Annotated in this window: 10 protein-coding genes; 7 read left to right on the top strand and 3 right to left on the bottom strand. The window is 74.1% G+C overall.

The window, feature by feature from the left end; translation table 11 throughout:
• The first annotated feature begins 103 nt into the window (after positions 1-103).
• On the top strand, positions 104-1,450 hold the full coding sequence (locus tag AB0F71_RS11795) for a glycosyltransferase 87 family protein (RefSeq protein WP_360231248.1): 1,347 nt from the start codon (positions 104-106) through the stop codon (positions 1,448-1,450).
• A gap of 40 nt (positions 1,451-1,490) precedes the next feature.
• Entirely contained in the window at positions 1,491-3,113 is a 1,623-nt protein-coding gene (locus AB0F71_RS11790; protein ID WP_360231245.1) for a DUF2079 domain-containing protein, read from the top strand.
• Here AB0F71_RS11790 and AB0F71_RS11785 read toward each other — a convergent pair.
• The 3 genes from AB0F71_RS11785 to AB0F71_RS11775 form a co-directional block, all read right to left on the bottom strand.
• A complete protein-coding gene (locus tag AB0F71_RS11785) occupies positions 3,103-3,567 on the bottom strand; it encodes a universal stress protein (protein ID WP_360231242.1) in 465 nt (154 codons plus the stop codon). The genes AB0F71_RS11790 and AB0F71_RS11785 overlap by 11 nt on opposite strands.
• An 82-nt stretch (positions 3,568-3,649) precedes the next feature.
• Positions 3,650-4,519, bottom strand: coding sequence for a peptidase (locus AB0F71_RS11780; protein ID WP_360231239.1), 870 nt, complete (start codon positions 4,517-4,519; stop codon positions 3,650-3,652).
• 2 nt (positions 4,520-4,521) lie between these two features.
• Positions 4,522-5,844, bottom strand: a complete 1,323-nt coding sequence (locus AB0F71_RS11775) for a VWA domain-containing protein (protein ID WP_360231236.1) — start codon at positions 5,842-5,844, stop codon at positions 4,522-4,524.
• Positions 5,845-6,018: 174 nt separating this feature from the next.
• On the opposite strand from AB0F71_RS11775, the gene AB0F71_RS11770 reads away from it, so the two are divergent.
• From AB0F71_RS11770 to AB0F71_RS11750, 5 genes are all read left to right on the top strand, one after another.
• Entirely contained in the window at positions 6,019-6,861 is an 843-nt protein-coding gene (locus AB0F71_RS11770; protein WP_360231233.1) for an ATP-binding cassette domain-containing protein, read from the top strand.
• Positions 6,861-7,544: an ABC transporter gene (locus AB0F71_RS11765; RefSeq protein WP_360231230.1), complete on the top strand. Its 684-nt coding sequence runs from the start codon at positions 6,861-6,863 to the stop codon at positions 7,542-7,544. The genes AB0F71_RS11770 and AB0F71_RS11765 overlap by 1 nt, the downstream gene beginning before the upstream one ends.
• 165 nt (positions 7,545-7,709) lie before the next feature.
• On the top strand, positions 7,710-9,095 hold the full coding sequence (locus AB0F71_RS11760; protein WP_360231227.1) for an FtsW/RodA/SpoVE family cell cycle protein: 1,386 nt from the start codon (positions 7,710-7,712) through the stop codon (positions 9,093-9,095).
• Entirely contained in the window at positions 9,095-10,603 is a 1,509-nt protein-coding gene (locus tag AB0F71_RS11755) for a penicillin-binding transpeptidase domain-containing protein (protein WP_360231225.1), read from the top strand. Before AB0F71_RS11760 ends, AB0F71_RS11755 begins: the two co-directional genes overlap by 1 nt.
• 246 nt (positions 10,604-10,849) lie before the next feature.
• On the top strand, positions 10,850-12,337 hold the full coding sequence (locus tag AB0F71_RS11750; RefSeq protein WP_360231222.1) for an amino acid permease: 1,488 nt from the start codon (positions 10,850-10,852) through the stop codon (positions 12,335-12,337).
• Positions 12,338-12,340: the final 3 nt, after the last annotated feature.

Below are 12,340 nucleotides of genomic sequence, written 5' to 3'. Positions count from 1 at the left end.
GTGCTTGCGGGCCCGGGGGACTCTTAGAGGGGTCGGTTATGGTGGGTGGGCCCAGACGGTGACGAGGGAACGATCTGGTCTATCTCAACGGGGTGCCATCGCGGTGCGCGAGTTCGGTCTGACACGGTGGACGCGACAGGCGGACCCGGAGGGGCCCGACGGCGGCCCGGCGAGCGGAGGACCGAACCCCTGGACCATCGCGGCGGCCTGCGTGGCCGTGGTGTCGGTGGCGGCCTTCGTCCTCCAGCGGCACCTGCACGGGGCGAACATGGTCGACATGCTCGTCTACCGGGCCGAGGGCCAGGCCGTGGTCAACGGCGACGACCTGTACGCGATGCGCCTGCCCGGCTGGGACCTCCCGGCCACCTACCCGCCGTTCGCCGCGATGCTGTTCGTGCCGAGCACCTGGTTCGACGTGAGCCCGCTGCGGATCCTGGTGACGCTCGGCAACTACGCGCTGCTCGGCCTGGCCGTGCACCTGTCGCTCAAGCTGGCGGGCTGGCCCGCCCGGCGGTACCGGACGGCGGCCACGGTCCTCGCCGCCGGCCTCGCGGTCTGGCTGGAGCCGGTCTACACCACCTTCCAGTACGGCCAGGTCAACCTGGGCATCCTCTGCCTGGTGCTGTGGGACCTCACCCGCCCGGACCGTAGCCGGGCCAAGGGCGTGGGCATCGGTCTCGCCACCGCGATCAAGATCACCCCGGGGCTGTTCACCGTCTACCTGTTCCTGACCGGCCGGACCAGGGCCGCCCTGGTCTCCATCGGCACCTTCCTGGCGGCCGGCCTGGTCGGCTGGGCCGTGCTGCCGGACGCCTCGTACGGGTTCTGGACCACGTACCTGTGGGACCCGAGCCGGGTCGGCGTCACCGTGCTGGTCGACAACCAGTCGCTGCGTGGGGCCGTCTGCCGGCTGCTCGACGTCAACGACCCCGGCACGGTCGGGCTGATCGCCTCCGGGCTGGTCGCCGCGCTCGGGCTCGGGGTGGCCGTGCTCGCCGGACGCTCCGCCCGGGTGCTGCGCCGGGCCGACGCCTGGGGCGGCGTCTGCGCCGCCCTCACCGCGCTGCTGGTCTCGCCGATCAGCTGGACCCACCACTGGGTCTGGTGCCTCCCGCTGATCGCCCTGCTGGCCGCCGAGGCCCGGAGCACCGGCCGCCGGGTGCTGCTCGGCGTGACGCTGGCGGTGTTCCTCTCCCACGTGATGTGGGCCGTGCCGCACCGCTGGGGCCGCGGCGTCGCCTGGTACTGGCAGCTGCCCGGCTCGATCTACCCGCCGCTGGCGCTCGCCGTCCTGGTCGCGATCGGCCTGCGGCTGTACCGGGCCCGGAGCCAGGCCGTGGACGCCTCGGCCGGTGCCTGGGCGCTGCTCGGCGCCAGGCTCGACCACGACCATAACCACGACCACGCCCGCGACGACGACCGCGACCCCGCCCTGAGCAACCGGACCTGACGGACCGGGCCTCACGGACCAGAGACGGACCAGAGCCGACGTGACCACCGAGACCGCGACCCCGCCGACGACCCGGGCCGCCGTACCCGCCGCCGCCCGCCGGGCCGCGGCCGTCCTGGGCCCGCCCGCCCGGCGCACCGTGCTGCTCAGCCTGCTGTGCTTCGCGGTGATGTGCGCCATCGGGATGCAGGGCTGGCTCTCCGTCTCGCTCGGCGGCTTCGACCTCGGCATCTTCGACCAGGGCGTGCGCGGCTACGCCCACTTCGGGCTGCCCGTCTCGACGTTGAAGTCCTACCACCACGAGTTCCCGCCCGGGTTCTCGCTGCTCGGCGACCACTTCTCCCCGGTCCTGGCACTGCTCGCGCCGCTGTACTGGATCTGGGACGACCCGCGCTCGCTGATCATCGGGCAGGCGCTGCTGTTCGCGCTCGGGGTGCCGCTGATCCGCCGGATCACCGCGCACTCCTTCGCCGCCGCCGAGCCGCGCACCGCCCGTCGGGCCGCCGACCTGGCCGGGCTGGTCTACGCGCTCGGCTGGCCGCTGCTGGTCGCCTCCCGGGTCGGCTTCCACGAGGTGGCCTTCGCCGTCCCGCTGACCCTGCTGATGCTGGAGCGCGGCCTGGCCCGCCGCTACGGCACGGTGGTGCTCGCCGCGGTGCTGCTGTGCTGCACCAAGGAGGACCTCGGCCTGCTGGTCGGCGCGTACGGGCTGGTGCTGCTGCTGCGCACCCGCCGTACCGGGGACCGGGCGGGGCGGCTCACCGGACTGGGGCTGCTGCTCGGCGGGCCGCTCGCCTCGGCGGTGGCGATCAAGTGGCTGATCCCGGCGATGGGCGGCGAGCCGGGCTACTACTGGAACTACAAGGCGCTCGGCGACGACGGCGGCCAGGCGGTCGGCAACCTGCTGCACAACCCCTTCCTGCTGGTGCAGACCGCCTTCGACCAGCCGTTGAAGCCGCTGCTGCTGCTCTGGCTGTTCGGCACCGTGTTCCTGCTGCCGCTGCGCTCGGCCACCGTGCTGTGCATGCTGCCGCTGCTGGCCGAACGGATCCTCTCCAGCAACCCCAACCACTGGTCGATCGCCCGGCACTACGACTCGATGCTCTGGCCGGTCCTGCTGACCGCGAGCATCGAGGTGCTGGGCCGGCTCAGCAGCGCCGAGCGGCCCGAGCGGACCCGGCGCCGGGCCCGGCTGCTGGGCCTCGGCACGGTCGGGGTGGCGCTGGTGGCGGCGGTGCCGATCGGGCTGCTGCAACTGGCCGTGCCGTCCTCCTGGGAGCCCAGGGCGAGCGAGGCCGCGCTGGTCCGGGCGGCCGCGCTGATCCCGGACGGTGCCTCGGTGGAGGCCGACAACCAGATCGCGCCGCGGCTGACCGCCCGGACGGACGTGGTGCTGGTGGACGGGACGCCGCGCGGGCGCGAGTACGTGCTGACCCGCGCCGACAAGCGGTCCTTCCCGTTCAAGACCGACAAGGAGCAGGCCGACCGGATCCAGCTGCTGCTGGCGCACGGGTACCGGCAGCTCTGGGCCGAGGACGGGGTGGTGCTGCTGCACCGCGAGGGCGACCAGCCGATCCCGGGCGAGCACGTGCCGGGGCCGGGCAGCAAGCCCGTCCAGGACGAGGTGCCGTCCGACGTGGGGCACAACCTGTTCAAGGGCTGATCCGCGCACCGTCCGCCCGGGCGGTGCGTTCGCCGTCCGCCCGGACGACGGCGACCGGGCAGGGCGCGTGGTGCAGGCAGTACTGGGCGACGGTGCCCAGCGGGGCGTCCGGCGGGGTGGAGTGGCCGCGGTTGCCGAGGACGAGCAGGGCGGCCCCGGCCGCGGCGGCGACCAGGGCGGGTCCGGGCGGTCCGGCCCTGAGCCGGCGGCTCAGCGTGAGCCCGCAGTCGGCGGCCGCCTCGTCGAGGATCTCCGCGGCGCGGCGCTCCGGTTCGAAGCCGTCCAGGGCGGGCGGCACCAGGCCGTGCTCGCCGAACAGGCAGGGGAAGTCCCAGACCGCCACCGCCTCCAGCGGGCCGCCGGTGCGGCGGGCCAGGCGGGCCGCCCAGCGGACCGCGGCGCGGGCGGGGGCGGAACCGTCCACGCCGACCACGATCCGGCCGCGCGGCTGCACCTTTCGATCGTAGACGCGTGCGAGGGCCGGCCGGAAGGTGTCCGGCCGGCCCTCGACGGGTGGGGCCACGGGCGGGGTGGGGCTACCGGCGCTCGGCGTGGTCGCCGTGCTGGTGGTACGAGCCCTGGTGCGGGACGGGGCCGTGGTGGCCGGGGCGGTGGCCGCGCGGGTGCCGGGTCAGGTGGTAGCCGAGGACGCCGGCCAGGGCGGCCAGGAAGCCGCCGCCGATGGTCCAGTACCAGCGGCTGTTCCAGCCGGAGAACCAGCCGGTGTACCAGTGCTCCTTCTCGGCGACCGGGGCCGCGGCCCGGGCCGTGCTCGCGCCGCCGCCGACCGGCGGGACCAGCGGGGCCTTGAGCTCGCCGCCCTCGGGCTGGGCGTTGTCGGCGTTGCCCTTGGCGGCGACGTGCAGGTGGGTGGTGGCGGCCAGGCCGAGGTCGGTCTGCGGGGCGTCGGTGACCGAGAGCCGGACGTAGTAGGTGCCGGGCAGCGGGTCGCCGGACCACGGCTCGGCCCAGGTGCGGACCTCGCGCAGGGTGCAGTTCAGCGCCAGCGAGGTGGTGCTCTGGTCGCCGGTGGCGTTCTGGGTGCCGGCGGTGCAGGCCTGGCGGCGGCGCAGCCCGTCGAAGACCTCGACGCTCCAGGTCTGCGGGCCGTGCCGGTCGGCGGCCGGGGCCAGGTTGACGGTCAGGCTGACCGTCGGGGTCTGGCCCTCGGAGGCGCCGAACGCCCAGTAGAGGTAGTCACCGGTGGAGACGGCGACGTCGGCGTCCTGGCCGGGGGAGAGGTTGACCGCGGTCAGGAAGGAGGTGCCGGCCTTGGTGGCCGGGGCCGGGGTGCCGCTCGCGGTAGCCGTCGGGGACGGCGAGGCGGCGGAGGCGGCCGGGGCGCCCAGCGCGAGGGCGGGCAGCAGGGCGAGGGCGGCGAGGGCGCCGCGGATCGTGGTACGCATGATCAGTTCTCCCGCCAGACGGCGATCCGCCAGCGGGCGATCCAGCCGGCGACCAGGCCGAAGAAGAGGCCGGCCAGGGTGAGGGTGAGCAGCAGGATCCAGCCGCGGCCGAGGCCCATCGCGGCGCCCTCGGGGGCGGGCGAGGCGGAGGCGAGGTCCACGGTGAGTTCCAGCGGCATGCCGGGGTCGGCCTGGACGCCGGCCTGCGGGGCCAGCGAGTTGCTGACCACCAGGCAGACGGTGGTGTCCGGCCTGTCCTTGGCGGAGGTGGTCGGGCTGGCGGTGACGTAGCCCTTGGAGTCGTCGGTGGACCAGCGCAGGCCGGTGGAGATCACGTCGGTGCGGGCGCTGCCGGCGTCGGTGCCGCGGACCAGTTCCTGGCCGGTGGCGCTGGTGGCCTGGAGCAGGACGCCGTAGTCCCGGGCCACCGCGCGGTCGAGGCCCACGCTGACCGAGGCGCGCAGCTCCTGGCCGGACTTGACCGGGACCTTGTAGACGCGGTGCTCGGAGAACTTCTCCCGGTCGCTGTAGACGCCGGGGGTGAGCACCGGGGCGCTCTCGCACTTGTCGGTGCCGGCGGTCTTGGACGGGGTCACCGTGTAGGTGTCATTGGAGCGGTCGACCAGCTGCTTCACCTTGTCGGTGAGCTGCTGCGGGGTGCGGACGTCGGTGTAGGTGCCGCCGGTGGCGTTGGCGATGCAGAGCAGCTGCTGGCGGGTCTTCTCGTCGTGCGCCAGGCCGAGGGTGTCGACCACCAGGTGAATGCCCTGGGAGGCGAGTTCGCGGGCGACGTCGCACGGGTCGGGCGGGGTGCAGGTGTCCTCGCCGTCGGTGATCAGGACGATCCGGCGGGTGGCGTCGCCCTTGCCGAGGTCCTGGGCCGCGCCGCGCAGGGCGAGGCCCATCGGGGTCCAGCCGGTGGGGCGCAGGGTGGCGACCGCGGTCTTGGCCTCGACCTTGTTGGTCTTCCCGACCGGGAAGAGCTGCTTGGTGTCCTGGCAGCCGATGTTCTTGTCGTTGCCGGGGTAGGTGGCGCCGAGGGTGCGGATGCCGAACTCGGTCTCCGCGGGCAGGGCGTCGATCACCTCGTTCAGCGAGTTCTGGGCCACCGAGATGCGGCTCTTGCCCTGGATGTCGGCGGTGTTCATGGAGCCGCTGACGTCCAGGATCAGGTCGACCTTGGGGGCCTCCTTCGGGGCGGGGGAGGCGCCGGCTGAGGGTTCGTCGGCGTGGGCGGGCAGGCCGAGGAGCAGCGAGGCGCCCGTTATCGCCAGGGCGGCCAGCAGGCTGCCGAGCCTGGTCTTCGGTCGTCGTCCGGTATTCACCCGGCCGATCCTAGGGATCATCAGTTCGTCAAGGCCAAACGGGACCGGACGGTGCACCCCGCCCGCCCCGGTGTGAACTCCGGCGTGCGGGGAGGGGTTTGCCGGGCGCGGAGCTGACGGCGGCCTTACCCGTGCCGGATAGCCTGCGGGGGAGGGGACGGAGGCGGGGTGCGGATGGAGCTGACCGCGGTCGGCAAGCGGTACGGGCGGGGCGGGCGGTGGATCCTGCGGGACGTCGGACTGGCCGTCGGGCCGGGGGAGTTGGTGCGGATCGCCGGGGCGAACGGGAGCGGCAAGTCGACCCTGCTGCGGCTGGTGGCCGGGATCGAGCGGCCGAGCGCCGGCCGGGTGGTGCGGCCCGGGGCGGCGGCGTACGTGCCGGAGCGCTTCCCGCCGGCGTTGCCGTTCGACGCCGCTTCGTACCTGCTGCGGGTGGGCCGGGTGCACGGGCTGTCGGCGGGGGAGGCGCGGCGGCGGGCGGGGGAGTGGCTGGACCGGTTCGGCATCGCGGACCGGGCGGGCACCCCGTTGAGCCGGCTGTCCAAGGGCACCTGTCAGAAGGTGGCGGTGGTGCAGGCGCTGATCGCCGAGGCCCGGGTGCTGCTGCTGGACGAGGCGTGGACCGGGCTGGACCCGCAGGCGCGGGCGGTGCTGGACGACGCGGCCGCCGAGCGGGCGGCGGCGGGCGGCACGGTGCTGTTCGTGGACCACGACCCGGCCCGGCTGGCCGGGCGGACCAGCGCCGCCTACCGGGTGGGCGCGGACGGCGGGCTGCGGCCGGCCGAGGAGGCGGCGCCGGTGGTGGACGGCGGCCCGGTGGTGGAGGTCGAGGTGGACCTCCCGGACGGCGCCCCGCTGCCGGAGCGGCTGCCCGGCGCGCCGGTGGTGACCGCGCTGGGTGGCACGGCGGTGCGGCTGGAGGTGCCGGCCGGGCACTCGGACGCCCTGCTGCGCGGGCTGCTGCTGGGCCGTCCGGGGCTGCGGGTGCTGGCGGTGCGCCGGCGGGAGGAGGGGTGATGAGGCAGGTCGGGGCGCTGACCCGGTACCACCTGGAGCTGCTGGTGCGCTCGCACGCCTGGCTGCCGCCGTTCCTGGCGTTCGCGCTGGTGCTGGTGGTCGGGGTGACGCCGGGTGATCCGCTGCTGGGCGGGCTCGGGTTCGGGGCGGGGCTGCTGGTGCCGGTGAGCGCCTGGTACGTGCGCGGTGTGCTGACCGCCGAGCCGCCGGCCTCGCGGGCCTGCCTGGTCGCGGTGGCGGGCCCGGTGCGGGTGCACCTGGGGGCGCTGCTGGCGGCGTTGACGGTGGGGCTGGTGCTGGCGGTGGGCGAGGTGGCGGCGGTGTGGTGGGCGGGCGGCGCGGTGGCCGACCCGGGGGCGGGGCGGGAGCCGGGCGTCGGCCGGGCGCTGCTGGCCGGGCTGGCGGCCTCGGTGGTCTGCGTGCTGCTGGGGACGCTGGCCGGGGTGCTGGGCAACCGCCCGGTGCTGGTCCGCTCGCCGTACGGGATCCTGGTGGCGCTGGGGCTGGCCGCGGCGATGCTGGTGCTCCCGGGTTCGCCGGCCAACGCGGCGGTGCGCGGGGTGGTGACGGCGGCCCGGACCGGGCAGGTGGCCGTGCCCTGGGGTGAACTGCTGTGCTCCGTCGTGTTGTTGGCCGCGGTCGGGGCCGGGGCGGCGGTGCTGGCCGGGCGGCGGCCGGAGTGAGCTGCGGCGGGTGCGGTCGCGGCAAAGGCGGACACACCGTGGCGAAGAGCCGATAAATATGGATAGCGCTCGTTAGGGTGACGAACCGGGGCACCGGTGTCCGGACCCGGTCGGCCCCTTCGACTCCCGCCTCCCCCAGGACGGTCCGTGGCGACACCCTCCGCCGTGACGAGATCCGCGGCCCGGCCGGTTCGGCCGGTGCGGCCCCGGCGCACCACCGAGCTGGTGCTGGTGCTGGCCGCCGTCCTGACCGCCGTGTTCGGCTACGTCGAGGTCGGGGTGAACCTCGACGGCGAGGCGCCCGCCGACGCCGCCCAGTACGGGGCGGCGCTCGGCGTGCTCGCCCTGGTGGCGCACGGCGCGGTCCGCCAGCGGGCCCGGTACGCGGACCCGCTGCTGCTGCCGATCGCGGTGCTGCTGAACGGGATCGGCCTGGTGGTGATCTACCGCCTGGACCGGGCCACCCCCGGCCGGGAGGCCGCCTCCGCCCAGCTGCTCTGGTCGGCCCTGGGGGTGGGGCTGTTCACCGCCGTGCTGCTGCTGGTGCGCGACCACCGGCGGCTGCGCCGCTACGCCCACGTCGGGGCGCTGCTGGCGCTGGTCCTGCTGGTGCTGCCGATCCTCTTCCGGCCGGTGTACGGCTCGCGGATCTGGATCGTGCTCGGGCCGCTCTCCTTCCAGCCGGGGGAGTTCGCCAAGGTCCTGCTGGCGGTGTTCTTCGCCGCCTACCTGGCGGTGCACCGGGACGCGCTGGCGCTCACCGGCCGCCGGGTCTGGCGCTGGCAGCTGCCGCGCGGGCGGGTGCTCGGGCCGGTGCTGCTGATCTGGGCGGCCTTCGTCGGGGTGCTGGTGCTGGAGACCGACCTCGGGACGGCCCTGCTGTACTTCGGGCTGTTCGTGGTGATGCTCTACGTGGCCACCGCGCGCACCGGCTGGATCGCGATCGGGCTGGTCCTGGCGGCGGTCGGCGCGGTGACGGTGGGCTGGCTGTCGCCGCACGTGCACAGCCGGGTGGTGGACTGGCTGGACCCGCTGGGATCGATCGCGGCGGGCCGGGGCGCCAACCAGATCGCCCAGTCGCTGTTCGCCTTCGCCTGGGGCGGTGAGCTGGGCACCGGGCTGGGCGAGGGGCACTCGGTGCTGATCGGCTTCGCCGCCAAGTCGGACTTCATCCTCGCCACCATCGGCGAGGAGCTCGGGCTGACCGGGCTGATCGCGGTGTTCCTGCTGTACGCGGTGCTGGTCTCGCGCGGCTTCAAGGCCGGCATCGCGCTGCGCGACCCGTTCGGGCGGCTGCTGGCGATCGGGCTGGCCGCGATCGTCGGCCTCCAGGTGTTCGTGGTGGCGGGCGGGGTGCTGGCGCTGATCCCGCTGACCGGGATGACGATGCCGTTCATCGCCCAGGGGGGTTCGTCGGTGGTGACCAACTGGATCATCGTGGCGCTGCTGGTGCGGATGAGCGACGACGCCCGGCGGCCGGTGCCGGTGCCCGTATCGGTGCCGGTGCCCGTGCCCGGGGTGGCGTCCGGGCCCGGGCCGGAGGTGCGGTGATGGTCGGCCCCGGGGCGCGGGGCAACGGACCGCAGGGGCTGCCCGGGATCTCGGTCACCGGTCGCCGGGCGGCCACCTTCTGCCTGCTGCTGGTCGTGGCGCTGTGCGTGCAGGCCACCCGGGTGCAGGTCTTCGAGGCCCGGGACCTCGACCGCAACAGCGCCAACCAGCGGCTGGTCATCGAGCGCTACGCCCAGCCGCGCGGGGACATCCTGGTCGGCGGGCAGCCGGTGACCGGCTCCGGGCCGACCGGCGGCCGGTACGCCTACAAGCGCACCTACACCGACGGAACGACGTACGCCGCCGTCACCGGTTTCGCCTCCCAGGCGTACGGCAACAGCCAGCTGGAGGGCACCGAGGACGGCCTGCTGAACGGCACCGACGGCCGGCTGACCGGCTGGTCGCTCCGGGACGCGCTCACCCGCCGGCGCAGCCCCGGCGGGAACGTCCTCACCACGATCGACCGGGCCGCCCAGCAGGCCGCGGTGCGCGGGCTCGGCGACCAGAAGGGCGCGGTGGTCGCGATCGAGCCGGCCACCGGGCGGATCCTGGCGCTGGCCAGCACCCCCTCCTACGACCCGGGTGACTTCGCCGGCTCGGCGGGTGCCGACCAGACGGCCTGGAACCGCCTGCAGACCGACCCCGACCGGCCGATGCTCAACCGGGCGCTGCGCCAGACCTACCCGCCGGGCTCGACCTTCAAGGTGGTCACCGCCGCCGCGGCGCTGGCGGCCGGGGTGGTGACCGACCCGGACGCGCCGACCGACGCGCCCTTCCCGTACGTGCTGCCGGGGACGACCACACCGCTGGTGAACGACAGCGCGGCCTGCGACCGGCCCGGGCTGTCGCTGGACGCGGCGATGACCGCCAGCTGCAACAGCGTGCTGGGCCACCTGGGGGTGCGGACCGGGCTGGAGAAGCTGGTGGCGACGGCCGAGGGCTTCGGCTTCAACGACCCGAGGCTGGACGTGCCGGTGCGCCCGGCCCGGTCCAACGTCGACACCGCGATGGACCCGGCGCAGCTGGCGCTCTCCTCGATCGGGCAGTTCGACACCGCGGCCACCCCGCTGGTGATGGCGATGGTCGCGGCCGGGGTCGCCAACGACGGGACGGTGATGCGGCCACGGCTGGTGGACCGGCTGACCAGGAGCGACGGCACCGAGGTCGAGGTGCGCGGGCCGGCCGTGTACCGGCAGGCGCTGACCCCGGCGGTGGCCGGGCAGCTGCGGAAGCTGATGACGGACGTGGTGGAGAACGGTACGGGCGGCAACGCCCGGATCCCCGGGGCGGTGGTCGGCGGCAAGACCGGTACCGCCCAGCACGGGGTGGACAACAGCGGGACGCCGTACGCCTGGTTCATCTCCTGGGCCAGGCCGGCCGCTTCGACCGCCGTGCCGCCGGTCGCGGTCGCGGTGGTGGTGGCGGACAGTGACGCCACGGACGTCACGGGTGGCGCGCTGGCGGCCCCGATCGCCCGCTCGGTGATGCGGGCGGTGCTCGACCGCTGACCCGGACAGGGGCGCTGACCTGGCCTTTTAATCGATGTCCGGAAGATCCGCCGCGTGCGAAGTGTCCGGTTTGTGAGCTCTGATGCGCCGATTCGTACAATGCGCCGATCAGTATTGTTTGTTTGCGACACTGGTGTCTTTGCCGGGTACTGTCCCATGTTTGTTCGGTTGGTCCCGACGGCACCCCCCAGTGCCCAGAGTGACCGGCCACTAGGACACCCTCCCCCGCCTAGAAGGACAGCAGTTTTGGCCAGCAACACCCTCGGTGCGCGTCTGCTGCGCCGCAAGCCCGTCTCGACCCTGATCGCCGAGAGCGAGGGCCACGGCCTTCCGGCCGGCGCACCCGAGGAAGGCGGCCGCTCCGGCATCCACCTGCGCCGCTCGATCGGGCTCTGGCAGCTGTCCGCGATCGGCATCGGCGCGACCATCGGCACCGGCATCTTCTTCGTGCTCCGGGATGCCGTCCCGGCGGCCGGGCCGGCCGTCATCCTGTCCTTCGTGGTCGCCGCGGTCACCGCCGGGCTCACCGCGCTCTGCTACGCCGAGATGGCCTCCGCGATCCCGGTCTCCGGCTCCTCGTACTCCTACGCCTACGCCACCCTCGGCGAGGGCGTCGCCTTCGGCGTGGGCATCTGCCTGCTGATGGAGTACGGCGTCTCGGCCTCGGCGATCGCGGTCAGCTGGGCCGAGTACCTGAACAAGTTCCTCGACCTGGCCTTCGGGTTCAGGATCCCCGAGCAGCTCTCCGGCGCCCCCGGCGGCGGGCACTGGTTCAACCTGCCGGCGCTGCTGCTGGTCGCCATGGTCTGCTTCCTGCTGGTCCGCGGGGTCAGCGAGTCGGCGAAGGTCAACGCGGCCATGGTCGGGATCAAGATCCTCATCCTGGTGCTGTTCGTCGGCGTCGCGCTGACCGGCTTCCACTCCGGCAACCTGACCCCGTTCCTGCCGCTCGGCATCGGCGGCGTGCAGACGGCCGCCTCCAGCATCTTCTTCTCCTTCATCGGCCTGGACGCCGTGTCCACCGCCGGTGAGGAGGTCAAGAACCCGCGCCGCACCCTGCCGCTGGCGATCATCATCTCGCTGGTCGTGGTGACCCTGATCTACATCCTGGTCGCCCTGGCCGGCATCGGTGCCCAGCCGTGGACCAAGTTCGACGGCCAGGAGGCCGGGCTCGCCCAGATCATGCAGGACATCACCGGCCAGGGCTGGCCCGCGATGATCTTCGCGGTCGGCGCGATCATCTCGATCTTCAGCGTCACTCTCGTGGTGATCTACGGCCAGACCCGCATCCTGTACTCGATGGGCCGCGACGGCATGCTGCCCAAGCGCTTCGCCCAGCTCTCCCCGCGCACCGGCACCCCGGTCTGGAACACCCTGGTGGTCGGTGTCGGCGTGGGCGCGCTGGCCGCGTTCATCCCGCTGAACGTCCTGGCCGACATCACCAGCCTGGGCACCCTGATCGCCTTCTCGGTGGTCTCGATCGGCGTGATCGTGCTGCGCCGCACCCAGCCCGACCTGCCGCGCGGCTTCAAGGTCCCCGGTTACCCGGTCGTCCCGCTGCTCAGCGTCGGCTTCTGCGTCTACCTGATCACCGGCCTGCACGCCGACACCTTCCGGGCCGGGGCGATCGCCCTCGCCGTCGCCGTGGTCGTCTACTTCGGCTACAGCGTCAAGCACTCCCGGCTGGAGCGCGCCGAGCGGCCGGCCGTCCCGAGCGAGGCCGGCACCGGCTGACCA

Origin of the sequence: Kitasatospora sp. NPDC028055 (assembly GCF_040637885.1) — a bacterium.
GTDB lineage: Bacteria > Actinomycetota > Actinomycetes > Streptomycetales > Streptomycetaceae > Kitasatospora.
The sequence above is the reverse complement of the archived record's forward strand: the minus strand, read 5'-3'. Positions and strand labels throughout refer to the sequence as shown.